Origin of the sequence: Photobacterium sp. MCCC 1A19761, assembly GCF_037389125.1 — a bacterium.
In the GTDB taxonomy this organism is placed as follows: Bacteria; Pseudomonadota; Gammaproteobacteria; order Enterobacterales; family Vibrionaceae; genus Photobacterium.
The window spans coordinates 358221-384846 of record NZ_JAZGTF010000001.1 but is presented as its reverse complement, the minus strand read 5'-3'; the positions used below and the strand labels follow the sequence as shown (position 1 = coordinate 384846).

At 53.0% G+C, this 26626-nt stretch carries 24 protein-coding genes; 13 read left to right on the top strand and 11 right to left on the bottom strand.

Translation table 11 applies throughout. The features are described 5' to 3' along the window. Positions 1 to 226 precede the first annotated feature (226 nt). The gene (locus tag VV869_RS01690; protein WP_337733286.1) at positions 227 to 970 is read left to right on the top strand and encodes a glycerophosphoryl diester phosphodiesterase; all 744 of its coding nucleotides are present in this window, start codon (positions 227 to 229) and stop codon (positions 968 to 970) included. Positions 971 to 1043: 73 nt separating this feature from the next. Here the strand turns inward: VV869_RS01690 and VV869_RS01685 are convergent, their stop codons facing one another. The 6 genes from VV869_RS01685 to dinG all read right to left on the bottom strand — a co-directional run bounded on the left by VV869_RS01685 (position 1044) and on the right by dinG (position 7279). Next, positions 1044 to 2351 (bottom strand): hypothetical protein, encoded by a 1308-nt coding sequence (locus VV869_RS01685; RefSeq protein WP_337733285.1) that lies wholly within the window; start codon positions 2349 to 2351, stop codon positions 1044 to 1046. Between the two features lie 350 nt (positions 2352 to 2701). After that, positions 2702 to 2866: a pleiotropic regulatory protein RsmS gene (rsmS, locus tag VV869_RS01680; RefSeq protein WP_337733284.1), complete on the bottom strand. Its 165-nt coding sequence runs from the start codon at positions 2864 to 2866 to the stop codon at positions 2702 to 2704. Beyond that, entirely contained in the window at positions 2853 to 3830 is a 978-nt protein-coding gene (locus VV869_RS01675) for a histone deacetylase family protein (protein ID WP_337733283.1), read from the bottom strand. Before VV869_RS01675 ends, rsmS begins: the two co-directional genes overlap by 14 nt. Before the next feature lie 3 nt (positions 3831 to 3833). Further along, positions 3834 to 4385 (bottom strand): primosomal replication protein, encoded by a 552-nt coding sequence (locus VV869_RS01670; protein ID WP_337733282.1) that lies wholly within the window; start codon positions 4383 to 4385, stop codon positions 3834 to 3836. A gap of 12 nt (positions 4386 to 4397) precedes the next feature. Further along, positions 4398 to 5171, bottom strand: coding sequence for a sulfite exporter TauE/SafE family protein (locus tag VV869_RS01665; protein ID WP_337733281.1), 774 nt, complete (start codon positions 5169 to 5171; stop codon positions 4398 to 4400). A 29-nt stretch (positions 5172 to 5200) separates the two neighbouring features. Further along, the gene (gene dinG / locus VV869_RS01660) at positions 5201 to 7279 is read right to left on the bottom strand and encodes an ATP-dependent DNA helicase DinG (protein WP_337733280.1); all 2079 of its coding nucleotides are present in this window, start codon (positions 7277 to 7279) and stop codon (positions 5201 to 5203) included. 537 nt (positions 7280 to 7816) lie between these two features. Here dinG and VV869_RS01655 point away from each other — a divergent pair. Both VV869_RS01655 and VV869_RS01650 read left to right on the top strand, forming a co-directional pair. After that, a complete protein-coding gene (locus tag VV869_RS01655; RefSeq protein WP_337733279.1) occupies positions 7817 to 8788 on the top strand; it encodes a porin in 972 nt (323 codons plus the stop codon). A gap of 96 nt (positions 8789 to 8884) precedes the next feature. After that, complete coding sequence (locus tag VV869_RS01650; RefSeq protein ID WP_337733278.1) at positions 8885 to 9526, top strand: YccT family protein; 642 nt, start codon at positions 8885 to 8887, stop codon at positions 9524 to 9526. A gap of 88 nt (positions 9527 to 9614) precedes the next feature. Here VV869_RS01650 and VV869_RS01645 read toward each other — a convergent pair whose 3' ends face one another. Then, positions 9615 to 9980 (bottom strand): conjugal transfer protein TraR, encoded by a 366-nt coding sequence (locus VV869_RS01645; protein WP_337733277.1) that lies wholly within the window; start codon positions 9978 to 9980, stop codon positions 9615 to 9617. A 417-nt stretch (positions 9981 to 10397) separates the two neighbouring features. Here VV869_RS01645 and VV869_RS01640 point away from each other — a divergent pair, with 417 nt between their 5' ends. The 5 genes from VV869_RS01640 to recR all read left to right on the top strand — a co-directional run bounded on the left by VV869_RS01640 (position 10398) and on the right by recR (position 14941). Beyond that, positions 10398 to 10781: a YbaN family protein gene (locus tag VV869_RS01640; protein WP_337733461.1), complete on the top strand. Its 384-nt coding sequence runs from the start codon at positions 10398 to 10400 to the stop codon at positions 10779 to 10781. A gap of 315 nt (positions 10782 to 11096) precedes the next feature. Continuing rightward, entirely contained in the window at positions 11097 to 11642 is a 546-nt protein-coding gene (gene apt, locus VV869_RS01635) for an adenine phosphoribosyltransferase (protein ID WP_337733460.1), read from the top strand. Between the two features lie 119 nt (positions 11643 to 11761). Next, positions 11762 to 13978, top strand: coding sequence for a DNA polymerase III subunit gamma/tau (gene dnaX / locus VV869_RS01630; RefSeq protein ID WP_337733276.1), 2217 nt, complete (start codon positions 11762 to 11764; stop codon positions 13976 to 13978). A gap of 27 nt (positions 13979 to 14005) precedes the next feature. Further along, positions 14006 to 14335 carry a YbaB/EbfC family nucleoid-associated protein gene (locus VV869_RS01625; protein WP_047877366.1) on the top strand — a complete coding sequence of 110 codons (330 nt, stop codon included), beginning with the start codon at positions 14006 to 14008 and terminating at the stop codon, positions 14333 to 14335. Between the two features lie 3 nt (positions 14336 to 14338). Further along, positions 14339 to 14941, top strand: coding sequence for a recombination mediator RecR (recR, locus tag VV869_RS01620; protein ID WP_337733275.1), 603 nt, complete (start codon positions 14339 to 14341; stop codon positions 14939 to 14941). Between the two features lie 148 nt (positions 14942 to 15089). Here the strand turns inward: recR and VV869_RS01615 are convergent, their stop codons facing one another. Next, positions 15090 to 15641 (bottom strand): regulatory protein ToxS, encoded by a 552-nt coding sequence (locus tag VV869_RS01615; protein ID WP_337733274.1) that lies wholly within the window; start codon positions 15639 to 15641, stop codon positions 15090 to 15092. Further along, positions 15632 to 16561, bottom strand: a complete 930-nt coding sequence (locus tag VV869_RS01610) for a winged helix-turn-helix domain-containing protein (protein ID WP_337733273.1) — start codon at positions 16559 to 16561, stop codon at positions 15632 to 15634. Before VV869_RS01610 ends, VV869_RS01615 begins: the two co-directional genes overlap by 10 nt. A 221-nt stretch (positions 16562 to 16782) precedes the next feature. Between VV869_RS01610 and htpG the strand changes: the two genes are divergently transcribed. From htpG to VV869_RS01585, 5 genes are all read left to right on the top strand, one after another. After that, complete coding sequence (gene htpG, locus VV869_RS01605; RefSeq protein ID WP_337733272.1) at positions 16783 to 18681, top strand: molecular chaperone HtpG; 1899 nt, start codon at positions 16783 to 16785, stop codon at positions 18679 to 18681. A 181-nt stretch (positions 18682 to 18862) separates the two neighbouring features. After that, positions 18863 to 19507 carry an adenylate kinase gene (gene adk, locus VV869_RS01600; RefSeq protein WP_261602074.1) on the top strand — a complete coding sequence of 215 codons (645 nt, stop codon included), beginning with the start codon at positions 18863 to 18865 and terminating at the stop codon, positions 19505 to 19507. Positions 19508 to 19728: 221 nt separating this feature from the next. Further along, a complete protein-coding gene (hemH, locus tag VV869_RS01595; protein ID WP_337733271.1) occupies positions 19729 to 20715 on the top strand; it encodes a ferrochelatase in 987 nt (328 codons plus the stop codon). Positions 20716 to 20846: 131 nt separating this feature from the next. Next, the gene (locus tag VV869_RS01590; RefSeq protein WP_337733270.1) at positions 20847 to 22151 is read left to right on the top strand and encodes an inosine/guanosine kinase; all 1305 of its coding nucleotides are present in this window, start codon (positions 20847 to 20849) and stop codon (positions 22149 to 22151) included. Positions 22152 to 22288: 137 nt separating this feature from the next. Continuing rightward, a complete protein-coding gene (locus VV869_RS01585) occupies positions 22289 to 22828 on the top strand; it encodes an outer membrane beta-barrel protein (RefSeq protein ID WP_337733269.1) in 540 nt (179 codons plus the stop codon). A gap of 71 nt (positions 22829 to 22899) precedes the next feature. On the opposite strand, the gene asnB is transcribed toward VV869_RS01585, so the two are convergent. Continuing rightward, on the bottom strand, positions 22900 to 24576 hold the full coding sequence (asnB, locus tag VV869_RS01580; protein WP_337733268.1) for an asparagine synthase B: 1677 nt from the start codon (positions 24574 to 24576) through the stop codon (positions 22900 to 22902). A gap of 274 nt (positions 24577 to 24850) precedes the next feature. Beyond that, the gene (locus VV869_RS01575) at positions 24851 to 26437 is read right to left on the bottom strand and encodes a cation:proton antiporter family protein (RefSeq protein WP_337733267.1); all 1587 of its coding nucleotides are present in this window, start codon (positions 26435 to 26437) and stop codon (positions 24851 to 24853) included. Positions 26438 to 26626 lie beyond the last annotated feature (189 nt).

Sequence of the window (26626 nt, the reverse complement as noted above, 5' to 3'; positions counted from 1 at the left end):
TTGATTTCTGTCTGCCGGTTGAATTCCAAATTGTTGAGAATGAACCGGGAATTGTAAGTCTTCTCGGAACGGAATCAAGTGTTATCCCCAAGTTCTGTTGGGAAAGACGCAGCGCCGGCCAATAATGGGTTGAGGCTCGCGTTGGTCACGCGAGGCCGTAGTGGCGCCGGGATAATCAGCTTATACTGGCAGTAACTCAATAAGAACTGAATGAAGGTGGCGCGTGATGAAGACCGTTTTTGCACATCGGGGGATTCCGACCCTGGCGCCGGAGAATACGCTGGCGGCTTTTTCTCTGTGCAAACCCCATGGGATCCGGTGGATTGAATGTGATGTGGATATTTTAGCCGACGGGACAGTGGTGGTTTCACATGATGACACGCTGGATCGTTGTACGGACCGGAGCGGCAGCTTGTATGATCTTCAGGCTGGCGATCTGGTGCAGATCGATGCCGGGAGCTGGTTTGCCGATCAGTACATGGGTGAGCGGATCCCAACGTTGGCTCAGCTCATTACCCTGGTCAACCAGGATCTGCTCAATATCAATGTCGAGATCAAATCGTGCAGCGCGGGCTGGGCGATGACGGAGCGGTTGATCGACAATGTGATTGCAGCACTGGATCATCTGGATGATGGGCGCGAGCTGATTGTGTCGAGTTTTAATCATCTGGCCTTGGCAGAGTTTAAGCGGCGGCGGCCGCAAACGGCTGTGGCTTGTCTGTTTGAAGCCGGGCAGCTCGGGGATGACTGGCTGTCGGCGTTGCAAAAATGCCAGGCGGAAATGATCCACCCGGCCGAGCATGGCCTGACGCAGCAGATGATTGGCGATTTCAAAGCCGCAGGCTATCGCGTGAATGTCTATACCGTGAATGATTTAGCGCGGGCCAACCAGTTATTTAACTGGGGCGTGGATGGTGTGTTTACCGATATTCCCCACCGTTTTCCGGCGAAGTATCGCGCGATAGGATAATGATTTGCGGTCGGTTCACGCGATGAAAAAAACGCCTCCATTCGGAGGCGTTGTCAGTCGTTTCTGTCGGAAATTAACCTTCCTGGCTGGAAGCATCCTCAGTGTCAACCGTCGTAGGTTCTGTGATCGCTTCTGGTTGAGCTGGTTGAGCTGGTTGAGCCGGTTGTGGCGTTTCGGCTTTCACTTCGGTTTCAACCGCGGCTTGCTTCGCTGGGGCGACGGCCGGTGTTTCCAGTGTTGGGACCGTTTCGGCGGCTTGCTTGGCAATGATGAGCTGAGCTGACAGCTTACCGACTTTCTCTTCCAGCAGGGCGGCACGGGCACGCTGATCTTTCAGATCCTGGCGTAGCTTCTGCTGAGCCAGCATGGTTTCCTGCTCGTTCTTCAGGTTGTCCTTGATATATTGCACCAACCCTTCGCCTTGCTTGGTGAGCGCTTGATCGCGCATGTCATCGGCACCCAAGGCCAGTGTTATGTTGAGCAGGATTTTTTCGTAGCTCAGCACATGGCGCTCGTAGTCGCTCTCCGGCATGGCTTTCAGTTTCTTCACGACCGTGGCAATTTGCTCGGCATGTTTGAGTGAGAAAACTGCCTCATCGACCTTGTCAATAATCTGGGTGGTCGCGCGTGGCTCTGCAGCAATAAAAGCCTTGGCAGCGGTAACTGCCGCTGCTGCCTGGCTGAGTGTTTTCGGCGCATGCATGTCAATTTTCGCCAGCTTCAGGCGCTTGAGCTCTTGCTGCGCGTCAGACAGATAAATCTTCGTGACTGTTTTGACTTCCAGGGCGCGCTGTTTGGTCACCAGTTTCGGCTGACCGTTGATGGCATCGTCGATATTTTCATTGGCGACATCATCAACCAGGCGTTTCAGTTCGCTCTCAAGCTGGCTGGCTGTGGTTGGATAATGTTTGGCCGCGTCGATTTCTTTCAGTTGATTATGGTAACTGAAGGCTTCTTCCAGAATCGTCAGTACTTCCGTCCGGATCGATTTTGCTTTATTGATGTGGGCATTAAATTTCGCAATGCCTTCTTCGGCCGCCTGGATGTTGGTTTTCGAGCTGAAGAAACCACTGGAGCTGTTGGCCTCAGACGGATCCAGTTCGAATTCTTTGTAATATTCTTTTGCTTCAGCAAGGGCTTGCTTGGCGTCGGTGACGGCTTTGGTCGCAAACCAGTCCAGCTCGATTTCTTTAGTCGAAACAAGGACCTTTTCTGCCGCGTCAATTGATTGTTTTACCTTATCAATTTGGATTGCGGTTTGTGATTGGTTTGTCTCTAGCGGCAGGCTTTCAACGGAATCAGAATTGGAGTTTGAGGCACAGCCGGACAGGGTCAGTGTGACAGCAGCTGCGATAACGGCAACTTTCAGTTCCCTCTTCATAAAAGCTCCTTGGCAATAAAAATATGATAAGAGTGTGTCATGATGAATCTAATAATAATAGATGTGCGGGCTATTCTAGGTTTATTTTGTTGCAAGTTAAATAACCCGAACAAAATATATTGTGACACTTTTATCTTGTGCAAGTTTTTATATTTTATTGACGGTTTTGATAATGAATTTGTCATTATTTTGACGGGTTTTGCTGACTGTCGCCCCCGGATGCCGAGAGAGAAATCGGCATCGCAGGCATGAAACACTCAGGCTCCGGCAGGGTGAGAGGTCGGCGCTGAGCAGTCCGTGAATAGGAATTCGGAAGGTTTGGGGGCGAAGGCGTCGCGACCGGCTCAGCGTCACTGACGTTTTTTCTTCATATCCTGCAGAACCATTTCCAGAGCCGAAATAGCAATATCCGGTTCAATCTCATGGGTTTCCAGCAAATAGATTAAGTCGACAGCCAGTTTGATATCTTCCGGCGCATCGTCCAGAGAAGGGGGCGTGTTTTTAGGCTCTGCCATCGTGCGGTTTCTCTTGAGTGAAAGTGGGTTCCAGGCTCGGGACGCGATGGCCCAGATAAATATCCATTGCCGCATGCAGCAATTGGCTATGTGGTGCAATGAGTGTCTGGTGATCATGACGGTATCCGCCGCCGATTACTGCCGCAACGGGGATCATCTGCTCCCGGCACGTGTGCAGGACCAGGTGATCCCGTTGATAAATCCCGGCCAGGGAGACATTGAAATAGCCCAGCTCATCATGCTGATGGATATCCACGCCGGCATCATAAAGCACTAAATCGGGCTGGTGCTGGGCCAGGGCGAGATGCAGGACACCGCTGAACGCATTCAGGTAATCGGTGGTATTGGTGTCGCGCGGCAGGGCCAGATCGATATCAGAATCCGGCTTGCGGGCCGGAAAGTTTTTCTCGCAGTGTACGGAGAAGGTGATGATATGGTCATCGTCTGCCAGCAAGGTCGCCGTGCCGTCGCCGTGGTGAACGTCACAGTCGATGATCATGACTTTGTCGATCCCTGGTAAGGTCAGGGCATGCCGGGCGGCAAACGCCAAATCATTGACCAGGCAAAAACCGCTGCCGAAGTCATGATGGGCATGGTGGTAGCCACCGCTGAGGTGAATACTGATCCCATACCGGCAGGCCAGTTCAACAGTCATACGGGTCCCGGCGGTAGAAGTCAATGTCCGATCGAGGAGTTGCTGGCTCCACGGAAAACCAATCCGACGCATTTTAGCCGCTGGAAGGGTATTGTTGAGCAGAGCATCGATATAGTCAGGATGGTGCAATCCTTTCAGCTCATCTGCCTGCACGGGAACCGGCTGGTGGATTTCAATATCTGACCGCTGCAGGAGATCGAGATCTTCCGTCAGGTGTTGATAAAGCCGGCGGTACTTGCTGATCGGATAGCGGTGGTTGGCCGGGAGCTCCAATTGGGAATAAATCGGGTGATAGACCAGAGGTAGCATGGATTACCCTTTTCGTTCCCGCGTGCCGATTTCTTGCTCAATTTTCGTGAGGGCTGCACGGCAGCGTGACAGCCTGCCTTCCAGCGCCAGAATTTCTTTTTGCAAAGTTTGTTGTTCTAGCTGACTGCGGCACTGGTTGATCTGTGCTTCTTTATCCCGCTGCATAGCGGCCAGGCGTCGCTCCCAGTCCTGATGCTGTGCTAAATCCTGATAGAGCTCATGGATTGGGCGTCGGCGTGTGTACTGGGGCTTCGGTTCGCGACGACGGACTTGCTGGGTGGCCAGCTCGCGCTGAATCGCCTGGATTTGGGCAATCACTCTGTCGCAGATATGTTGGGTGCGCGAGGGAAGCAGCTTTCCCGCTTTGTGCTCACGTTGCAGGGCCGTGATTTCGTTGCGCACTTCGTTGACACAGGGCGTCAGCAGTTTGCTGCGACAGAAAAACAGTTGCTCGTCGAATAACGGGCGGGACGCTTCACCCCGCTGGCGGTCAATCTTGGCCGCTTCGACTGCGAGTTGTTCCAGAAGGGTTGTAAACCGGTTTAAATCAGGCATAGAAGACGTCGTTTATAACCAGGCTTGCCAGGCGAGCTTGATCGCAAGAAGAATGACCACGGTGACAAACACCGGCCGGATAAATTTAGCGCCGAAGCGAATGGCTGAGTGCGCGCCAATGTAGGCACCCAGCATTAAGCATATGCCCATGGTCAGCCCCAGGGCAAAGTTAATATGCCCCAGGATGGCAAAGGTGATCAGCGAGGTCAGGTTACTGGTAAAGTTCATCGCCTTGGCCAGCCCGGAGGCCATCAGAATATCCAGGCGATAGAGTGCCATATTCGAGACAGTCCAGAATGCCCCGGTGCCCGGACCGGCCAGTCCGTCATAAAACCCGAGGCTGGTTCCCTGCAGCCACTGCTTTTTACGAAATTTCCTGCATCGCTCGGGAAGCCGGCGGGTGTGTGATTTCGGATGAGGGTGCCAGACTGTATAGACGGCGGCCGCCAGAATGATCAACGGCAGGACTTTTTCCAGCCAATCGGTACTGATGAGATCGACGATCAGGGTCCCGGTGATGGCGCCGATCAGGGTTGCCACGAAAGACGCTCGCCAGAAACGGGGAGAAAAGAGCTGTTTGCGATAGTAGGTCCAGGCCGCGGTGGACGAAGCAAAGGTCGCGGCCAGTTTGTTGGTGCCCAGCGCGATATGCGGCGGTAGCCCGATGGAGAGCAACGCCGGGACCGTCAGCATCCCGCCGCCGCCGGCAACCGCATCAATAAATCCGGCAGCAAGAGCCACCAGACCGAGGATGATCAGCATACTCGGTTCAATCATTTCTATCATTTAGCGTTATTCTTAGCGTCAAATATGGTTCAGGGGTATTCAATGACCCGTTTAAATGGCGGTAATGAATCAAGCAGCGCTTTTCCATAGCGGCGATTGATGATCCGGCGATCAAGCAGCACGACTCTACCAGAATCTTGTTCCTTGCGCAGCAGACGTCCGACCGATTGGATCAGTTTTTTGCTGGCTTCGGGGACCGAAATTTGCAAAAACGGGTTTCCCCCCCGGCTTTCGATATACTCCGCGTGAGCTTCTTCGACCGGAGAGGTCGGGACCGCAAACGGAATTTTCGTGATGATCAGATTGGTCAGCAGGTCCCCGGGCAGGTCGAGTCCCTCTGAAAAACTGCCGGTGCCAAATAAAATGCTGGTTTTACCTTTTTCACAGTTTTCTTTATGTTTTTTTAGCGTGAGACTGCGGGACTCCTCTCCCTGAACCAGTAATTCCCAGCGATTTTTTTTCATCAGGGGCTTGAGGGCTTCAGCGACCTGGTTCATTTGCCAGTAGGATGAGAACAGCACCAGACTGGCTTGTTCGCCTTCGAGGTATTCCGGCAGTGTGCGGATGAGTAAGTCGGTGAATTGTTGCGCCTGGGGCTCAAGCGGCATTGCCGGGATCACCAACCGGGCGTTGTTCTGGTAGTCAAACGGGGATGCCAGTGCCAGAAATCGTGTGGCATCTTTGTCGAAAATTCCGGCCTGGCGACAGAAGTAATCAAACTGGTTCAAGGCCCTCAGGGTGGCCGAGACCAGCACGGATCCGGCAGCCCGGCTCCAGAGCAGCTGGTCCAGCCGATGTCCGACTTCGAGCGGCGAGACTTCAACGATGTAATCGTCTTCCCGATCCGGGCTCTTTTCAATCCATCGGGCCAGCGGGGCACCCTTGTCTTTGTTGGGCTGTGCCATCAGGAGCCAGACCTTTTCCAGGTTTTCCAGCCGTTGCAGGTAAAACCCGGATTCCGCCAGGGCCTGATCGCCAAGACGCGGGCTGATTTCGTTTTCCTTGACTCGCTCTGCAATTAAGTCATGGATTTTGCCCAGAGATTTGGCGGCTTTTTTGCTGGCTTCTTTGCATCCCTTGGCTTCTTCTTCCAGCCAGGACGGCAACTCACCGTGTTCAAAGCGAAGGATCCCGTCCTTGTTGAACAGGGTCGGGTCAATCTGGGCTGAGATTTGCCGCAGTGCCGGGATCAAGTGGCTGATCGCCTCATTCAACGCACTCTGAAAACGGCCTGCCTTTTGGTAGTCTGCCATTTCAGCCAGTTTTCCGGTTGATTGGTTGAGTTTTTCCAACCAGTTGGCGGCCCCTTTTAAACTGGCGGCGGCGGAAGAAAAGTCGCGTGCGACCTGAGGCAGGTGATGGGCCTCGTCAATCAGGTAAATGGTTTGCTCCGGCTCAGGCAAAATAATCCCGCCGCCGAGTTCAATGTCAGCCATCAGCAAGGCGTGGTTGGCGATGATCACATCCGCTTTTTCCAGATGTTCGCGTGCTTTGCTGAACGGACAGCTGCGGTGTTTGGGCATCCCCGCGTTACAGCTGTGCTTGTCGGCGACGATTTGTTGCCAGACACGGTCGGGGACCGCGGTCGGCCAGCTGTCTTTGTCACCATCCCATTTCTGGCTTTCCAGTGCTTTTTGCATCCGTTTCAACAACTCGAGATCGGACTTTTTGGGTTTTTCTTCCCAGAGCGAGACTTGTTGATCTCCTCCCGTGACGCAGCTGGCTTCCAGTTTATGGGCACAGCAATAGCGCTGGCGTCCTTTGGCCAGGATAAAACTGAATTCCTTGGGAAAAATTTGGTTAAACAGGGGCAGGTCTTTGTGGATGAGCTGCTCCTGGAGCGCCACGGTTGCAGTGGAGATCAGGACTTTTTTGTTGTTGAACAGGGCAAACGGAATGCCGCCCAGTAGATACGAGAGTGATTTACCGATGCCGGTTCCGGCTTCGGCCACCAGCATCCGGTGTTTGGCATGGTATTCGCCAGCCAATGTTTTGGCGATTTCAGCAACCAGATAGTTCTGCGCGCGTCTGGGAATGAAGTTGTCCAGCTGGATCCCCAGGTTCTCATAGCATTGTTTGATATCACGTTTTATCTGGTTGTGTAACATATCTGAAACTTTGTAAAGGCAGGGAGTCGCATTATAGCACGAACATCTAATTGTGAGCGGCAGCGTGTTCTGGACATTAATTTGAACAAAATGCGATTTTGCTCACGAAAATAGATTGAACCTTGGCGGGCTATCCTGGGGTTTCCTTAATGAACAATGAATTAACTGTTTTGAATGGTGTTTTTTAGGTTTTTATTCTGTGTTTTGTTGTTTTTTTGCCTTTTTTTAGTGTTTTTACGTGTTGGTTCACATTGATGATAATTGCCATATCATGGTGTTGGGACGGTTTATGATAAAAAATGAACAGAAGGTCTCTTTTTAAGTTGTTGTTTTATTTGGTTATTGATTTTTTTTGAGGTGTTTTTTAGATTATTTGACACAGAGATAAAAGTTCTGTCAGGATGAGCTCACAAGTTACTGACCTGCGGTTCATTCCTTGCTTTATGTTGTAGGGGAATCAATGAGCCTCAGGTATATAAAGAAAAGGAATTCTGGAAACAGGAATTCCAGTCTAAATAAGAAAAGGCAGTGGATATCATGAAAAAGACACTTCTAGCACTATCAGTACTAGCAGCAGGTTCTGCGAACGCAGGCGTTAACCTATATGACCAGCAAGGCGTAATCGTTGACGTATCTGGCGCAGCGGAAGTTCAGTACTTCCAGGGTTATGCAAAAGACAGCGATTCAGCTTTCCGCCTGGATGACGGTGATCTGGCTTTCAACACCACAGTTCCTGTGACTGACAGCCTGAACGCTGTAGCAGCAATGGCTTACGAATACGAAGACGGCGACGTAACTAACGATGAGCTGTGGGTTGGTTTCCAAGGTGACTTCGGTACGCTGACTTTTGGTCGTCAGTACCTGATCGCGGATGATGCCGGCATCGGTAAAGACTACGAGTTGGGCGGTGACGGTCTGGATTTCGTTCTGGCGAATGGTGACCAAGCTGCAAAATATGTTTTCGACAACGGTCAGTTCTACGCAGGTGTTTCTGCACTGCTGACTGAAACTCAGAAAGCAGACGCTGTAACTGGTAAAGACGTTGACGAAGCTCAAGTAATCGACGGCCGTCTGGGTGCGCGTTTCGGTGACCTGGATGCACGTGTATACCTGTACTCTGGCTCTGACATTGCGTCTTCTGACATCTTCGGTACTGATTTCACTGGTGGTGTAATCGACGTTGAAGGTTACAACCTGGAAGTTGAATACACAATGGGTGCCATCGCTCTGGCTGGCTCTTTCGGTCAGGTTGAGTACAAAAACGTTGCAAACTCTGCAAACAAACTAGACGTAGACACTGCAGCGCTAGCTGGTTCTTACACTATGGATAAGACCACTTTCGCTCTGGGTTACACATTCCTAGACTTTGACAAGGACGATGTAAGCGCTGTTTACGCGAACGTAACTCAGCAACTGCACTCAAACGTGAAAGTATACGCTGAAATCGGTAGCTCTGACGCAGATGACTCTGAGTTCGGTTACCTGGCAGGTATGGAAGTACTGTTCTAAGGTGTCTTAACCTGAACACTGATAAAAGCCGCCTTTCAGGCGGCTTTTTGCTATTCTAGCGTTTTGGCATGATGACCATCAGGAGAAGGAAGAAAGATGAAGAAGTTGCTATGGGCGGCATTGCTGGGACTTCCGGCGTTCGGATTACAGGCGGCGACGTTATCGGTTGGCGAGAATATCGAATTGTTGGTTGTCGACGGCAATGCGGTCGAGAGTTCATTCTGGTCACCAACCCAAAGCGTTGAGCTGGCTCCGGGGAAACACCAGGTGGTGATCCGCTACGACGGTGAGTTGAAAAACGGCTCCAAAGCAGCGATGTTTACCACCCGTCCTTACATGTTTGAGCTGGAGGTGCCGAGCCAGGACGCCAGTATTGTGATTCCCAACTTAAAGACGCTCTCACAGGCTAAAGCACATTTTGAGCGTGGTCCTGAGTGGCAGCTAGCGCTGGCAGACGGATCGGTCAAGGATCTGAACTATGTTGAGCTGGAAGGCAACGGCTTTGGCTCGTTCAGCAACATGGAAGAGCTGGTTGCGGCGTATAACCGTATGCAGGGCATTACCTTTGAACAGGGTTATGCTGTTGATTTAGCCAAAGCGGCAGTTGAAGTGTCTGAGCAAGGGGAAGTGTCGATCACCGGTGATGCCCTGGCGCAGCTGAAACTTTGGTATAGCAAAGCTGACGCCAGAGAGAAAGCGGCATTTAAGGCATGGGCGGCCGAACAGGACGCGCTATAGTCGGTCAGACGTGCAGCTTCGTCCCGAAACGGATGTAAACGTCTGGTACGAACGCCTGGCCGAATAGCGGTAGTTATCACTGCGAAACTCATGAATCGTGGTGATAACGACTGTGGCTTCGACAACGGTGGCAGCGGGGCTGCGCCGGATCGGCGTCGAGCTCATGGAGCGTAATCGTCTCTTCACAATCGGTGCACAACCCGTACATGCCGAGCTTGATGGCACAAACGGCGGCATCGACGATCTCCATCCGTTCGGCCAGCGTATGCAGGTTGCCGAGGTATGAAGACGCCGCTATGTGAATAAGCTCGTTCAGATCGGCTTGCTCAATGGCGGTGGCCGAAGGAACCAGCGTATTGAGAAGCAATTCGTGTTTCAATTCTTTCAGCAGTGCATCATGCTCCAGCTCCAATCTTAGCTTCAGCTGTTGGTAGACTTTTTCTGACGTTGTCATCGCTTTTATATTATGTTTAGAAGTGGTGAATTTAGTCTAAAACGCTTGGCGGGATTGATTGTGATTTGAATCAATTCTTTATACAGTAATCTGCGTAATAGCCCTACTCTTGACAGGTTTTTGTCGCTTTCTTGATCAGATATAGTACTGCCCGCGAAAGATCTGTGGCCAATGAAGCCTCAGACAATCAGCAAGTCAGTCGTATTCAATATCGAAGAAGGAAGTGATTCATGGAGCAGGATTATAAAGATCCATATAGTTTTAAGTATTTTGTTGGTTTTCTGGTTGTGATGGGACTGCCGACGCTACCGGCTAGCCTGACCTGGCTGGGGATCCTGAGCCAGTAACTGATTGGGCAGAGCGCCGCACGCTCCCGCCGGTCAGGAAGGAGATGTGATTCAAGTGATTAAGCAATTTATGTTGCTGCTGATCGGGTGGCTCTGCGTTGGGTTGGGAGTTGTGGGGATTTTCTTGCCGCTGCTCCCGACCACACCATTCTTGCTGCTGGCCAGTGCCTGCTTTATGCGCGGCTCCCCCCGCCTGAGCCGATGGCTGCACCAGCACCCGCATTTTGGCCCCATCTTGCACAATTGGCACCAGCATCGCGCGGTTTCCCGGACAGTCAAACGTCGCGCCAATCTCATGATGGTGCTCAGTTTCCTGCTCTCGATTTATTGGGTACCCTTACTCTGGCACAAAATCATGCTGATCAGCATGGCGACGGTGCTGTTGATTTGGTTTAACCGTCTGCCGGTGATTGAGCCTTCTCGAACCATCCCTGTAACTAGCCAACAAAAATAAACCGGTACATGGTCAATACATGCTACGGCTGGCTTGGAAGAATCTGGTGCCCTGCGGTGACGGTGTTTTGCTAGAAAGCCGTACAGGCATAGAAGCTGTGTTGAGCAAGCTGACGCCAGCATCTGGCCGCGGGGAGGTCGCCATCATTTGATGCAGAACAAAGAACCCCGGGTATCAGTTGCTCCGGCATGCGAAAATCACTAGTATTTGAAACCAAATTGATCTGGTCTGCTGTCTGTTTACGCCCACGGCAGGCTTTCTCGTGAGAGTAAACCCACTGTGTTGCATCTCTTCACGGTGTAATGGAAAACAATGATGACTCAAGATAACCGTGCTTTGATTAAGAGCAGTATTCAATCTATCCCGGATTACCCGAAACCAGGCATTTTGTTCCGCGATGTGACCAGCTTGCTGGAAAATCCGGCCGCCTTCAGTGCAACGATGGAAGTTCTGATCGCGCAGTACAAAGACAAAGGGATCACCAAAGTGATCGGAACCGAAGCCCGTGGTTTCCTGTTTGGTGCGCCTTTGGCGCTGGAACTGGGTGTTGGTTTTGTTCCGGTACGTAAACCGGGCAAATTGCCACGTCAGGTGATTGGTGAAAGCTACGAGCTGGAATACGGTCAGGATACGCTGGAGATCCATGTTGATGCGATTGGGGAAGGCGACAAAGTGCTGCTGGTCGATGATCTGTTAGCGACCGGCGGGACCATTGAAGCGACGACCAAACTGGTACGCCGTCTTGGCGGCACGGTGGAAGATGCTGCTTTTGTGATCAATCTGCCGGAACTGGGTGGTGAAACACGTCTGAAGAACATCGGTCTGAATGTCTTCAGCATTTGTGATTTCGACGGTCACTAAGACCGACCGGGTCACGGCCTGGTGACCTGGTGAATCCTTGGGCGCTCGCAAGGCGCCCTCTCGCTCCCCAATCCTCCCTGTGCTAGCATAGCTGTCTTGATTCTGTAAGGTTAGTTAACATGAGTTACCAGGTTCTGGCACGGAAATGGCGGCCGCACCAATTCTCAGATGTTGTCGGGCAATCCCATGTCCTGACGGCGCTGGGCAATGCTCTTGAGCATAACCGCCTCCATCATGCTTACTTGTTCAGCGGAACCCGTGGCGTCGGTAAGACCACGATTGCCCGAATTTTTGCCAAAGGTCTGAACTGTGAACAAGGCATCACGGCGACCCCATGTGGTCAGTGTGAAACCTGTCGGGAAATTGATGACGGGCGTTTTGTCGATTTGCTTGAAATCGATGCGGCTTCACGGACCAAAGTGGAAGATACCCGTGAGTTGCTGGATAACGTTCAGTACAAGCCAGCCCGGGGCCGCTTCAAGGTCTACCTGATTGACGAGGTGCATATGTTATCTCGTCATAGTTTTAACGCCTTGCTGAAAACCCTGGAAGAGCCGCCGGAATACGTGAAGTTTATTCTGGCGACGACCGATCCCCAGAAACTGCCGGTGACGATTCTGTCGCGCTGTTTGCAGTTCCATCTGAAGCATCTGGACAATACGCAGATCCAGACTCAGCTCGAGCATGTCTTGCACCAGGAAGCGGTGGATTTCGAGCCGCGTGCGTTGAGCCTGCTGGCCCGTGCAGCGGAAGGCAGTATGCGTGATGCCCTGAGCCTGACGGATCAGGCGATCGCGCTGGGCAATGGTCAGGTCCTGGCCGAGTCCGTTTCGGCGATGCTCGGCACCCTCAATACTGATCAGGCACTGTACCTGCTCGAAGCGATGGCTGCGGGAGAGGCTCAGCCGGCGATGGCCTGCCTTGAAGAGCTGGCCGGTGTCGGCGTGGAATGGGACAGCCTGCTTCAGGAGCTGGCGGCACAGTTGCATCGCGTGGCGATGGTTCAGGCGCTGCCCGCGTCCCTGGATACCACCGCGCCGGATGCGGAGCGGGTGATGAGCCTGAGCAAACAGGTGTCGCCGCAGGAAGTTCAGCTGTGTTACCAGATTGCATTGCAGGGACGGCAGGATCTGGCGTACGCGCCAGACGGTCGCACCGGATTGGAAATGGTGCTGCTGCGAATGCTGGCGTTCCGGCCGGTGGCCAGCAGTGGGATCATGCCACAGACTGTCAGTGTACCGGCCTCAGAGCCCGCGCCTGTGCATTCCGGCGCGGCACAAGCGATGACGCAGGCAGGGCAGGGACATTCTGCAATGTCCACGCCAGCAGCGAGCCCGCAGGCGATGCAACGGGTTCAGGCGCTGAAAAGCCAGATGTCCGGTCACCCGGCGCAATCCGGCCCAGCGCCTGTTGCTACGGAGATGACGGCACCAGGTCAGATGCAGCCGTCCATGCCACCATCTATGCCGCCTCAACCTGCGTCAATCCAACCGGTAGCGCCTGAAGTGGACATGATGCCACCGGGTCAGCCTGAGCTGTCGGGCCAGCAGCCAATGCATTCGCAGAGCCAACCGGTTCAGCACAGTGCTCCGCCATCGTCGGCAGCTTCCGGACTGCTGGCTGCGAGAAACACGCTGCGCAGCCAGACCAAGCGAGGTCAGGACGGGCAACCTGTTGTAAAAAAGGGCCAACCGGCGCCAGCTAAAAAAGTCGCAACCAATGTGCTCGACCGAATCGCTTCCAAGCATTCAGGTCAGCCGGCTCCTGCCCATGGAGTCCCTGCGATGCCGGCGTCGCCAGCTGTTGAGTCACCACTGCCTGTTGAGCAAGAATATCGTTGGCAACCGATGTCTCAACCGGAGCCGACTGCAAAGAAAGCGGAAGTCGCCCCGGCTGAATTAAAGCGGGCGCTGGAGCATGAAAAAACGCCGGAAATGGCAAAATTACTTGTCAAAGAAGCGGCAAATCAGGATAGTTGGTCCGATTTAGTGACCCGGCTGGACGTCGGTCGAATGGTGCAGCAGCTGGCGTTGAACTCCGCGCTGGCACGTGAAGAGAATCAGGTCACTTTGTTCTTGCGCCCGTCGCAAAGACACCTGGATACCCCGAAGGCCCGGGAGCAGCTGGCACAGGCGTTATCTGCGCTGTATGAGGCCCCCATCGAATTATCGATCGAATTAAGTGATAAAGGGCGTTCACCGCTGGAATGGCGGGAAGCGATTTATCAGGAAAAACTGGATCAGGCCAAACAGAGTTTGCGCACTGATCCGAACGTGAACTTTATCTGTCAGCGTTTTTCTGCTGTGCTTGATGAAGAGAGCGTAAGACCCTTATAGACAACCAGACCCATAGAGAGAGAGCATATGTTTGGTAAAGGCGGTATGGCTAACATGATGAAGCAGGCGCAGCAAATGCAAGAGCGCATGCAGAAGATGCAGGAAGAGATCGCAAACATGGAAGTCACTGGCGAGTCCGGTGCCGGCCTGGTAAAAGTGACCTTGACGGGCAGCCACAGCGTGCGTCGCGTTGAGCTGGATGACAGCCTGATGGAAGACGACAAAGACATGCTGGAAGATCTGATTGCAGCAGCATTCAACGATGCAGCGCGTCGGATTGAAGAAGCGCAGAAAGAAAAAATGGCCAGCGTTACCGGCGGAATGAACCTGCCGGCTGGCTTTAAGATGCCATTCTAATCCATGCGGACCAGTGTTTTACTGGAGCAACTGATGGAGGCCTTGCGGTGTTTACCGGGCGTGGGGCCGAAGTCTGCCCAACGGATGGCCTTCAGTTTGCTGCAACGCAATCGACAGGGCGGCTTGCAGTTGGCGGATGCGCTCAGCCGTGCCATGACGGATATCGGTCATTGCCAGAGTTGCCGGACATTTACGGAAGAAGATGTCTGTGCGATTTGCGCCAACCCGCGCCGGCAGGAAAGCGGCCAGATCTGTGTGGTCGAGAGCCCGGCTGATATCGTGGCCGTCGAAGCGACCGGGCAGTTTTCCGGTCGGTATTTTGTACTGATGGGCCACCTGTCACCGCTTGATGGGATCGGCCCGGCAGATATTGGCCTGGACGTCCTGGAGTTTCGCCTGCAGCGCGAGTCAATTTCCGAATTGATCCTGGCGACCAATCCGACCGTCGAAGGTGAAGCGACCGCTCACTACATTGCTGAATTGTGTAGTGAATATGACATTCCCGCGACCCGGATTGCCCACGGGGTTCCGGTGGGTGGGGAATTGGAGCTGGTGGACGGCACGACGTTGTCGCATTCTTTTGCGGGTCGACACAAGTTTTATTGAGTCGACGCCTCCCGAGCGATGGTGTCTCTTCTGCGGTATACCAAAATAAAAAACCAACGCCAGTGCAAACGGGCGTTGGTTTTTTTTATGGCTCAACCGGGACCGGAAAATGGACCTGAACTGTACCGGAAGGCTTGTGCAGGCACGGCTACAGCGAGTAGAGGATATTAGACCCGTAATTGAGGCTGGTTAACAGCAGTGCTTTTTCATTGAGAATATCAATTCGCCGGCTCTGCTGGGCATCCATCCTGAAGATTTGGCGGATCACACTCAGGTGTTCCGGCTGGAAGTCCTGATTCTGACCGGACGTCACATCTTTGAACTCTCCCGGCGTGGTCAGCAGGTAGCCGCCGCTGAGATCCCATTCACCGGTTTCGGAGATATGCAGGGTCAGCGGTTGTTCACTTTGGCTGAACAGTTTAAGCAGGGTGATCCTCGAATAAGTCTGGTTGGGCAGATACACCACATGGCTGCTCTGTTCTACCCGGCGCAGCATCCCCAGTTTCTCCAGCCGGGTTGGCTCGATCCGGCTGACCGACGTCGATTGCCACTCCCGCGACATCAAAAGTTGCTGCTGTTTATAGTCACTGGCCAGGTAAAGCCAGGCACTGAACAGGGCCGACAGGGCCAGCAGGAGAAACGCCCAGTAACGTCGCGTGAAGCGAAGCAGCAGGCTGCGGGTTGAATCAGTTACTGGCATAGCTGGGTATTATCCTCTTGGCTGGTATGTAAGCGAAGCGTCACGTTTTCTTGTGCCATGCTCGGGGGATGAATGTAATTCAGCCATAATTGATTGCCCTGACCGCCGGTTGCGATCACCTCGATCGGCTGCGCTGCGTCCGGGTGGTAGTCGAAATAAGTTTTCACGCACGCGGTGATCATCGGCTGCCACGACGCCAGATCCGGATGTTGGTTCGGGGTCAGGATCTGAATGTTGTTGACCGTAAACCAGGGCGTGAAGGCGTCGGACTTCGGCGGCGCTGCACGATTGACCAGCAGTGGCAGAATGCAGGCGAGCGACAGCAGTGCCAGGCTCAGCAGGGCCCATTTAGGCCGGGGGGGGGAAGCAACCGCCTGCGGTGCAGGTTTGGGTATTGCGTCTGACGGAAGGCCGGAAATGCCGTGAACCGAGTGGTCATTCGCGACCCCATCCGGTATTTTGGGCATTGCCGAGACGGCTTCTACAATTTCGATTCCGGCTTCAACTGTTTCGGCCGGTGGGGATTCCGGTTGTCCATCGGTGACGGGGGCAGGCTCTGCCGGATGGGTGGCTTCTTCGAAGTCACGGACACTGGCGATCATCTGGTAGCCGCGTTTCGGCACCGTCTTAATAAAACCGGGCGATTTGGTCGAGTCCTTGAGTGCTTTGCGCAGGGTGGAAATCGCCTGGGTCAGGCTGGAGTCATCAACTTCAAATCCCTGCTCCCGCCAGACAAAATCATGGAGCCGGGTGCGCGAGATGATAGCGCCCGGCTCTGCAATCAGCAGGCTCATGGCGCGGCTCTCATTGCTGCCGAGACGGATCAGCTCTTGGTCTTCCCACAGGTCTGTGAGGCTGTTGTCACAGGGGTTAAAAAGAAATCGCTGACCAATCAAATATTTATTTGAGGTGTTTTTCATGGGTATTGCCGAAGGGAACAATTCGGCTGTAGGTATACCATGTTCTGACTGAATCTTCTCTGAATATAAAAATACAAAAATCAGGCTGAAAAAACCTAAAGCCGCGTGATTTGGGGCGGCTTGCGAGAAAAAGTGCTTGAGACAGTTGAAATGCCAGATTCTGCCCCTATGTATGTAGGGAATTGTATTGATTACGTAATATCAAGATTTACGGAGTTGAAATGAGCGAGCAAACTATCCATAAAAATAAGGAAACACGCGGCTTCCAGTCAGAAGTGAAGCAGCTGCTCCATCTGATGATCCACTCACTGTATTCGAACAAAGAAATCTTTTTGCGTGAGTTGATTTCCAATGCCTCAGATGCCGCCGATAAATTGCGTTTCCGCGCGTTGTCGCAACCTGATCTCTATGAGAATGACGCCGAGCTGGGCGTGAAGCTGTCTTTCAACGCAGAGGCCGGCACACTGACGATTCATGATAATGGGATCGGGATGACCCGGGATGACGTCGTTGAGCATCTGGGCACTATTGCCAAGTCCGGCACCAAAGACTTCTTCTCCAAGCTGAGCGAAGAGCAGTCGAAAGATTCACAGTTGATCGGCCAGTTCGGGGTCGGCTTCTATTCCTCGTTTATTGTTGCTGATCGTGTGACGGTGAATACCCGTGCGGCCGGCGTGGCGGCGGATCAGGCCGTGCGCTGGGAATCGAGCGGTGAAGGGGATTACTCGGTTGAAGATATCGAAAAAACCAGCCGGGGTACGGAAATTATCCTGCACCTGCGTGATGACGAAAAAGAATTCCTGAGCGAGTACCGCCTGCGTGACATCATCGGGAAGTACTCCGACCATATCGGTATCCCGGTCTTCATCCAGACCACTGAGCATGATGAAGAAGGCAAGGAAACCGGCACCAAATGGGAGCAGATCAACAAGGCGCAAGCGTTGTGGACCCGGAATAAGTCGGATATTACCGACGAAGAGTACCAGGAGTTCTACAAGCATGTGTCGCATGACTTTGCCGAGCCACTGACCTGGAGCCATAACCGCGTTGAAGGCAAGCAAGACTACACCAGCTTGCTGTATATCCCGTCGAAGGCGCCGTGGGACATGAATAACCGTGAAAGCAAACACGGCCTGAAACTCTATGTTCAGCGCGTGTTTATCATGGATGATGCCCAGCAGTTTATGCCGACGTACCTGCGTTTCATGCGTGGCCTGATCGACTCGAACGATCTGCCGCTGAATGTATCGCGTGAAATTCTGCAAGATAACAAGATCACCCAGGCGCTGCGCAAAGCCTGTACCAAACGTGCCCTGACCATGATGGAGCGTTTGGCTAACAACGACAGCGAGAAATACCAGACGCTGTGGAATGAGTTCGGTCAGGTCCTGAAAGAAGGCCCGGCGGAAGATTATGCCAACCGTGAGAAAATTGCCGGCTTGCTGCGCTTTAGCTCAACGCACACCGACAGCGCAGCGCAGACGGTCTCGCTGGCCGATTATGTGTCTCGCATGAAAGAAGGGCAGGAGAAGATCTACTTCCTGACCGCAGACAGCTTTAGCGCCGCCAAGAACAGCCCGCACCTGGAGCAATTCCGGACCAAGGGGCTGGAAGTGCTGCTGATGCATGATCGCATCGATGAGTGGCTGATGAGCCACCTGTCGGAGTTTGACGGCAAGTCGTTCCAGGCGATCACCAAGGCGGATCTGGATCTGTCCAAGTTTGAAGATGAGGCAGAGAAAGAGAAGCAGAAAGAGACCGAAGCTGAGTTTAAGTCTGTGGTCGAGCGGACCAAAACCTACCTGGGCGATCGGGTGAAAGATGTGCGCACGACGTTTAAGCTGACGGATACCCCGGCAGTGGTGGTGACGGACGAGCACGAGATGGGCACCCAAATGGCCAAGCTGCTGGCTGCAGCGGGTCATGAAGCGCCGGAAGTGAAGTATATCTTTGAGCTGAACCCGAATCATGTCCTGGTTCATAAGATGGCTGATGAGGCGGACGAAGAAGTCTTTGGCCGTTGGGTTGAGATGCTGCTGGGCCAGGCAATGCTGGCTGAGCGCGGTGCGATGGACGATCCGTCACAGTTCCTGGCCGCCGTGAACAAGCTGCTGGGCTAAGTCGGAGATCGGCTCGGATCCGCAGGCGACTATGGTCTAATCGATTCCGATACCGGCTTCAAATAGTATTCTGATAACGTATGTAATCCAGCCCGGTCCTTGTACCGGGCTTGCGACTGCAGGCTAATCAGTGTATTTTGCTTTTTTTCGAAAAACTCCATTTACGTAAAGGGGATTTAAGATGCGCATCATTCTTCTGGGCGCTCCAGGTGCAGGTAAAGGTACTCAGGCACAATTCATCATGGAGAAATTTGGGATTCCGCAAATTTCAACAGGTGACATGCTCCGTGCTGCCATCAAAGCTGGTACTGAGCTAGGTCAAAAAGCCAAATCAGTCATTGATGCTGGACAGCTGGTGTCTGACGATATCATCCTTGGTCTGGTAAAAGAGCGTATTGCTGAAGACGATTGTGCAAAAGGCTTCCTGCTGGACGGTTTCCCACGCACGATCCCTCAGGCTGACGGCCTGAAAGAAGTCGGCGTAGATATCGACTACGTGATTGAGTTTGACGTGGCGGACGACGTGATTGTTGACCGTATGGCTGGCCGTCGTGCGCACCTGCCTTCAGGCCGGACTTACCATGTTGTTTACAACCCGCCAAAGGTTGAAGGTAAAGATGACGTGACTGGTGAAGATCTGGTGGTTCGTGATGACGACAAAGAAGAAACTGTTCGTGCACGTCTGGGCGTTTACCATGACCAAACAGCACCGCTGATTGCTTACTACGGTAAAGAAGCTGAAGCAGGTAAGACGCAGTACATCAAGATTGATGGGACTCAGCCTGTTGCTGAAGTCAGCGCTGAGCTGGAAAAAGCGCTGTCTTAATCTGACAACGCATGACAAGCTTTGATGAACGGGTTAGCTTTCGGGCTAGCCCGTTTTTCGTGATGGGCGTAAAAACATATTTTTCAGTGATCTGGCAGAGATTTAGCCGGGTATAAGATGCATGTTTTCAGAAAGCTGATAGAGTTGAGGCGTCGGCTTTGATCCCGATCCGGAGACTGAGGTCTGGCTCCAGGTGGGATTTCAATATCGCGAAGGAAAATATGAGCAATAAAAAGAACCTATCCGGGAACGCATTTGGTGTCTTGTTGGTGAATCTGGGGACACCGGACGAAGCATCCCCAGCCGCTGTGAAGCGATTTTTGTCCGAATTTTTGCATGATCAGCGGGTGGTGGATATGAGCCGCTGGTTGTGGTGTCCGATCCTGCATGGGGCGATTTTACCCATCCGCTCACCGAAGGTGGCCAAGTTGTACCAGTCCGTATGGATGGACGAGGGCTCGCCGCTGTTGGTTTTCTCCCGCCGCCAGCAGCAAAAACTGGCAGCGCAGCTGGATATCCCGGTTGAGTTGGGGATGACTTATGGCAATCCGAGTATCGAGGCCGGGCTGGATCGTTTGAAGCAGCAAGGCTGCGAGAAAGTGCTGGTATTGCCGTTGTATCCGCAATATTCACGCACCACGACGGCTGCGGTTTTTGACAAAGTGGCGAAAGTGCTGAAATCGCAGGCGGCGATTCCGGAGCTGCGCTTTGTGAACCATTATTACGACCACCCGGCCTATATTGCAGCGCTGGCGGAGTCTGCCACCACGTACTGGGAAACCCATGGGAAGCCGGATTACCTGCTGTGCTCATATCATGGGATCCCCAAACGCTATGCTGACCACGGCGATCCGTATCCGGACCATTGTCATGGCACGACGGTACGCTTGGCAGAGCAGCTTGGGATACCGCGCGAACAAATGAGCATGAGCTACCAGTCGATTTTTGGTCGCGAGGAATGGTTAAAGCCTTATACGGAACAAACGATCAAGGACTTGGCCCGCAAAGGCGTGAAACGGCTGGATGTGATGTGCCCGGCGTTCTCGGTCGATTGTCTGGAAACGCTGGAAGAGATCGCCGAGCAGTGCAAGGAAGCCTTCCTTGAAGCCGGCGGCGAAGCGTTCCATCTGATCCCGTGTCTGAATGACAATACGGCACATATCGACATGATGGCGCAACTGGTCGAGTTACATACTCAGGGCTGGTAGCCGGTTATTTTCAGCGCGGTTCTCAACGTGAAAAGGTGTTCAAGCTCTCAAAATCGATGAGAGCTTTTTCTTTTCTGAACTATATTCTGTGATAGAATTCGCACAATTTTTTCAACTGACAGCTCACAGACATGAAATTTCCAGGCCAACGCAAATCCAAGCACTATTTTCCCGTCCATGCGCGTGATCCGCTTCTGAGTCAAGCCAAGCAAGAAAAGCGGCTCACACGCACTCACGTTGTGGGAATTGATCAAACGCTGGTGGATATTGAGGCCTGTGTCGATGATGCTTTCCTGAAACGCTATGAGCTGAGCAAAGGCCACTCGCTGGTGATCACCGACGAGAAAGCTGAGGCTTTGTATCAGGAGCTGAAAGATCATGATCTGGTCAGCCATGAGTTCGCCGGTGGGACGATCGGTAATACGCTGCATAACTATTCTGTTTTGGCGGATGATAAGTCGGTGCTGCTGGGTGTGATGAGTAAAGATATCGAAATTGGCAGCTATGCCTATCGTTATCTGTGTAATACCTCCAGCCGTATGGACATGAACTACCTGCAGCCGGTTACTGGCCCGATTGGCCGTTGTTTTGCCCTGATCACCGCCGATGGCGAGCGTACCTTTGCGATCAATGAAGGCCGGATGAATCAACTGAGCCCGGAGAGTGTTCCGGAGTCGGTCTTTGAACGAGCATCGGCATTGGTGCTGACGGCGTACCTGGTTCGTTGTAAAGACGGCGATCCGATGCCGGAAGCGACCATGCGAGCGATTGAATACGCCAAGAAGTATGATGTGCCGGTGGTGCTGACGCTGGGCACCAAATTCGTGATTGAAGATGATCCGCAGTGGTGGCGTGACTTCCTGCGTGACCATGTGACCGTCGTGGCGATGAACGAAGATGAAGCCGAAGCGCTGACCGGTGAAAGCGATCCGCTGATGGCTTCGGAAAAAACCCTGGAGTGGGTTGATTTGGTGCTGTGTACGGCAGGACCGATTGGTTTGTATACGGCCGGATATACCGACGAGTCGGCCAAACGCGAAACCAGCTTACCACTGTTGCCGGGGGAAATTCCTGAGTTTAATCGTTACGAATTCAGCCGCCCGATGCTCAAAGTTGACTGTGAAACGCCGATCAAGGTTTATTCGCATATTGCCCCTTATATGGGCGGACCGGAGCGGATCAAAAATACCAATGGTGCCGGGGATGGCGCGCTGTCAGCATTACTGCATGACATGGCTGCCAATCGCTACCATAAAGAAAATGTGCCGAAATCCAGCAAGCACAGACATAACTTCCTGACCTATTCATCATTTTCTCAGGTCTGCCTGTACTCAAACCGGGTGAGTTACGAAGTTCTGGCACAACATTCTCCGCGCCTGTCCCGCGGATTGCCGGAGCGCGAAGATAGCCTGGAAGAGGCATACTGGGAGCGTTAATCACTACCAGAAACAACCAAAACGGGGCCAATCATTGATTGGCCCCGTTGTTATTTGTGTTTACAAAATAATATTCGCTGAGAGTGTGTCTTACTTCTATGCTTTATTGGCATGCATAAGACAAAAAGGAGATAGAAATGAATAAGAATGCAGTGGTCCTGGCACTCTTTTCTGCTCTGTCGGCTCCGGCTGCCTGGGCGAATAATGTTGACCTGTCACAAGGAACGCAGGAACTCGGCTTACAGGGTAGTTTGGATCTCGACTACGTCGATGACTATCTGTTCCTGCTCAATACCTCTTACGGTTATTTTATTCGTGAAGACTGGGAAATTGGTGGGGTGCTGGATGTCAATATGAGTGACAGCACGCAGCAGTTCCAGGTTGGTTTTTTTACCGAGTATAACTTTACCAACAGCAGCAATTGGGTGCCTTATTTAGGGGCAGCTTTCCAGGTCGCGAACCTCAATGGGAGTGACGGGAACTTTGATTTTGATGTTGAAGATGCCACCGCATTAAACGTGAAAATTGCAGGTGGTCTGAAATACTTTATTAATCCGCATGTGGCGATTAGCGCCGAAGTGAATTACAACATTGCAACGGATGATATCAGCGTGACCAAAGACGGGGTTGAAGACAGTTTCACCCGGTTTGTGTTTGGTACGCGGTTCTACTTTTAATCCGGCTGAAATTTCGAATAAAAAAACCGCCTGATGGCGGTTTTTTTTGTGGGGTGCACGTTCCGAAGTGCTTAGGCTTGTTTCGAGTATGCGTCGTTGTGGACAGCTGCGACCGCGCGGCCGGATGGATCCGCACTGTTTTTGAAGCTCTCATCCCATTCAATGGCCTTGGCGCTGGAGCAGGCAATCGACGGGCCGCCCGGAACACATTTGGCCGCATCTTCCAGCGGGAACAGCTCTTCGAAGATCTCGCGGTACATGTAGCCTTCCTTGGTGGTTGGCGTATTGTACGGGAAGCGGAATTTCGCTGTCTCCAACTGTTGCTCGGTGATTTTTGCCTCAGCCACTTCCTTCAGCGAGTCAATCCAACTGTAGCCGACACCATCCGAGAATTGCTCTTTTTGGCGCCAGGCGACGGACTCCGGCAGGTGGTGGCCGAAGCATTCACGGATAATGTGTTTTTCCATTTTGCCGTTGCCGCACATTTTATCCTGAGGGTTTACGCGCATGGCGACTTCCAGGAATTCTTTGTCCAGGAAAGGAACGCGAGCTTCAATGCCCCAGGCGGCCATCGACTTGTTGGCACGGGCACAGTCAAACATGTTCAGTGCCAGCAGCTTGCGGACGGTTTCTTCGTGGAACTCTTGTGCGTTCGGTGCCTTATGAAAGTACAGGTAGCCGCCGAAGACTTCGTCTGCACCTTCACCGGAAAGCACCATCTTGATCCCCATGGCACGAATTTTACGTGACATCAGGTACATCGGCGTTGAGGCACGAATCGTGGTCACATCATAGGTTTCGATGTGGTAAATCACGTCACGGATCGCATCCAGCCCTTCCTGAACGGTATAGGTCAGTTCGTGGTGAACAGTACCGATATGGTCTGCAACTTCCTTGGCAGCCTTGAGATCCGGTGCGCCTTGCAGGCCAATGGCAAAGGAGTGCAAGGTTGGCCACCAGGCTTCAGATTGCTCATCATCTTCAATCCGGCGTGCGGCAAATTTCTTGGTGATGGCTGAAATAACAGACGAATCCAGGCCGCCGGATAACAGAACGCCGTAAGGAACGTCGGTCATCAGCTGGCGTTTCACCGCACTTTCCAACGCGTTGGTCAGCGCGACTTTGTCGGTTTCGGCATCAACAACGGCGTCAAAGGTCATCCAGTCGCGCTTGTAGTAACGAACCGGCTCACCGTGTTTGCTCCACAGGAAGTGGCCCGGAGGAAACTCGCTGATGGTTTTACAGACCGGAACCAGCGACTTCATTTCAGAGGCGACATAGTAGTTTCCGTGCTCGTCGTAGCCGTGATACAGCGGGATAATCCCGATATGGTCACGACCGATCAGGTACGCGTCTTCCTGCTCATCGTACAGGATGAAACCGAAAATCCCGTTGAGGTAGTCCAGCAGCTCCGGGCCTTTCTCTTTGTACAGCGCCAGAATGATTTCACAGTCGGATTCGGTCTGGAACGGGTAATCCGGGGCGAACTCGGCCTGCAACTCTTTGTGGTTGTAGATTTCACCATTCACTGCCAGTGCTTGTGTTCGATCCAGGTTGTACAGGGGTTGCTCGCCGCTGTTCAGGTCGACAATCGCCAGGCGCTCGTGCACCAGAATGGCTTTGTCTGAAGAGTAGATACCGGACCAGTCCGGGCCGCGGTGGCGCATTTTTTTAGACATTTCCAATGCGGTTTCGCGTAACGCCGCTGCATCACTTTTTATATCGAGGATACCGAATACTGAACACATACTGCTGACTCCGACTTAACTTGCTATCCGTAATTTCTCAGGGAAGGGCATGGCGGTTGCGCTTCTTGTTCCCTGTTGCTAATTGTTAAAATTGCGTATTCGGTAATAAATTGCAACCGATAATCCATATTCAATCAAACAAAAGCCTTGTTGGTGAATAATTTCTAAAAATATTCCATTTTGGTGAATTTTTTCCATCCTGGGTCGGTTTTTTGAGCGAAAAAACGAACGGCGGCCGAAGCCGCCGTTAAGAGGTGTGTGCCTGATCAGTCATTCACCGACGCGGGATTTGAGGCGAGAGATGCTCGCAGACATGGCGGGCAAACCCGCTGCCGGCTTCGTTGTAAATGTTGAAGGCAGCATCGACGCCAAGGTCATGCAAGGTCTGTTCATCGTCACTGTATTTCGCGATGGCGGCAATCTTGCCCTGGTAATTCCGCTCCCGGATTTGCTCCAGGGCGAAGGTGTTGGCCTGGCTGTGCGGCATCGAGAGCAGGATCAGATCGGTGCTGTGGCGGGAAATGACCCGAGCCCAGAAGTCCGGGTCCGTTGCGTCGCCGTGGATCACATGACGACCGGCTTCCTGGTGCAGCTTGACCGAGTCTTCCCGGGTTTCAATGCCCACGACTTGTTCGCCGAAGCGGTTGACCAGCTCATCGTAGGCTCCGGTGCCGATGCGGCCCATCCCCAGGATCATGATTTTCTTATCGCCGAGGTCGATCAGGCGGTCGGTCGGATTGAGTTTTTCCGGTTCAAACTCTTTCAGCCATTTGGATGCGTCTTTATACAGGCGATGACCGGCGCTGTTCAGCGGGGCGGCAATCAGGAAAGAGATGGACACGGCAATGGCGATCGCCACCAGGAAGCTGCCCGGGAGCAGCCCCATGTTATAGGCCAGTCCGCCGACAATCAGGCCAAACTCACTGTAGTTAAACAGGGTCAGGGTGCCCAGCAGGGAAGTTCGCACCCGGAACCGGAACAGGTTGAAGACACCGTAGTACAGGATCCCTTTGAGTGGCAGCAATAACATCAGCAGCATCGCCATCAGGAAGCCATCCAGGGTCGGCTCTTCCGACAGGCCGATGTTGAGGAAAAAGCAGACCAGCAATAGCTCTTTGAGGTTGAACAGGGACTTCGACATCTCGGAGGCTTTCGGGTGCGCGGCCAGCATCATCCCCATGATCAGGGCGCCGAGATCGGCTTTCATGCCAACCGCCTCAAACAACCCGGCACCGGCCACCAGGGCCAGGAATACGCCGTACAGGACCAGCATTTCGCCGTGGCCGGCGCGATCGAGCACCTTGAACAGGGAAGGGCGCAGCAGGGGCAGGCCGAACAGAGCCAGGGCGGCAATATCCGGTATTTTGCCGGTTGAGACAGTCAGGAACACCACGGCAAAAATGTCTTGCATGACCAGGATCCCGATGGCCAGTGTCCCGTAAGTGGCGTTGAGCTCGCCTTTTTCCTGGAGGGCTTTAATGGCAAATACGGTGCTGGAAAATGACAGCGCAAAAGCCAGCAGGGCCAGTTGCGACAGCTCCAGCTCGCTGAGCATGCCCAGTCCCAGTTGCTTGAGCGCCAGCAGAGCCAGGGTAAACAAGGCTGTTGTCAGCAGGTTGTGCAGGGTAGCACCACCCCATATTTCTTTGGCCAGCAAGGTTTTGATGTCTAACTTCAGGCCGATCGAAAACAGTAAGAGCGTGACCCCCAGATCGGCCAGGGTCGAAAGGACTGCAGTAGACTGGTAACCCGTGGTGTTCAGGGCGAAGCCGGCAACCAGAAAACCGACCAGAGGGGGGAGCTTACATCTGAGTGCGAGGTAGCCGGCCAGAAAGGCGGCAATGATGTAGATGAGTTCCATAGAAAGACTGATGATCCTAAGTTATTGTTCTTGCGATAACCCATCACGGTCCGGTCTGGGGTGATGGCGGTGTGCGATGTTATTTTTGCGGCGCAATATAGCATAAGGGGCATGTGCCTGTCCGGAACATGCCCCTGATAAATTGTTACGATTTAATTGCTTATCGTATGAGAAAAGATGCCGATATCG

Coding starts and splice junctions, on each gene's coding strand:
- VV869_RS01610 (WP_337733273.1), bottom strand. CDS start 16,561: ATGAAAAACACCTCAAATAAATATTTGATTGGTCAGCGATTTCTTTTT.
- VV869_RS01615 (WP_337733274.1), bottom strand. CDS start 15,641: ATGCCAGTAACTGATTCAACCCGCAGCCTGCTGCTTCGCTTCACGCGA.
- dinG (WP_337733280.1), bottom strand. CDS start 7,279: ATGTTACACAACCAGATAAAACGTGATATCAAACAATGCTATGAGAAC.
- VV869_RS01575 (WP_337733267.1), bottom strand. CDS start 26,437: ATGGAACTCATCTACATCATTGCCGCCTTTCTGGCCGGCTACCTCGCA.
- asnB (WP_337733268.1), bottom strand. CDS start 24,576: ATGTGTTCAGTATTCGGTATCCTCGATATAAAAAGTGATGCAGCGGCG.
- VV869_RS01670 (WP_337733282.1), bottom strand. CDS start 4,385: ATGCCTGATTTAAACCGGTTTACAACCCTTCTGGAACAACTCGCAGTC.
- VV869_RS01665 (WP_337733281.1), bottom strand. CDS start 5,171: ATGATAGAAATGATTGAACCGAGTATGCTGATCATCCTCGGTCTGGTG.
- VV869_RS01655 (WP_337733279.1), top strand. CDS start 7,817: ATGAAAAAGACACTTCTAGCACTATCAGTACTAGCAGCAGGTTCTGCG.
- VV869_RS01685 (WP_337733285.1), bottom strand. CDS start 2,351: ATGAAGAGGGAACTGAAAGTTGCCGTTATCGCAGCTGCTGTCACACTG.
- hemH (WP_337733271.1), top strand. CDS start 19,729: ATGAGCAATAAAAAGAACCTATCCGGGAACGCATTTGGTGTCTTGTTG.
- VV869_RS01645 (WP_337733277.1), bottom strand. CDS start 9,980: ATGACAACGTCAGAAAAAGTCTACCAACAGCTGAAGCTAAGATTGGAG.
- apt (WP_337733460.1), top strand. CDS start 11,097: ATGACTCAAGATAACCGTGCTTTGATTAAGAGCAGTATTCAATCTATC.
- recR (WP_337733275.1), top strand. CDS start 14,339: ATGCGGACCAGTGTTTTACTGGAGCAACTGATGGAGGCCTTGCGGTGT.
- htpG (WP_337733272.1), top strand. CDS start 16,783: ATGAGCGAGCAAACTATCCATAAAAATAAGGAAACACGCGGCTTCCAG.
- VV869_RS01650 (WP_337733278.1), top strand. CDS start 8,885: ATGAAGAAGTTGCTATGGGCGGCATTGCTGGGACTTCCGGCGTTCGGA.
- rsmS (WP_337733284.1), bottom strand. CDS start 2,866: ATGGCAGAGCCTAAAAACACGCCCCCTTCTCTGGACGATGCGCCGGAA.
- VV869_RS01585 (WP_337733269.1), top strand. CDS start 22,289: ATGAATAAGAATGCAGTGGTCCTGGCACTCTTTTCTGCTCTGTCGGCT.
- dnaX (WP_337733276.1), top strand. CDS start 11,762: ATGAGTTACCAGGTTCTGGCACGGAAATGGCGGCCGCACCAATTCTCA.
- VV869_RS01590 (WP_337733270.1), top strand. CDS start 20,847: ATGAAATTTCCAGGCCAACGCAAATCCAAGCACTATTTTCCCGTCCAT.
- adk (WP_261602074.1), top strand. CDS start 18,863: ATGCGCATCATTCTTCTGGGCGCTCCAGGTGCAGGTAAAGGTACTCAG.
- VV869_RS01625 (WP_047877366.1), top strand. CDS start 14,006: ATGTTTGGTAAAGGCGGTATGGCTAACATGATGAAGCAGGCGCAGCAA.
- VV869_RS01640 (WP_337733461.1), top strand. CDS start 10,398: ATGTTGCTGCTGATCGGGTGGCTCTGCGTTGGGTTGGGAGTTGTGGGG.
- VV869_RS01690 (WP_337733286.1), top strand. CDS start 227: ATGAAGACCGTTTTTGCACATCGGGGGATTCCGACCCTGGCGCCGGAG.
- VV869_RS01675 (WP_337733283.1), bottom strand. CDS start 3,830: ATGCTACCTCTGGTCTATCACCCGATTTATTCCCAATTGGAGCTCCCG.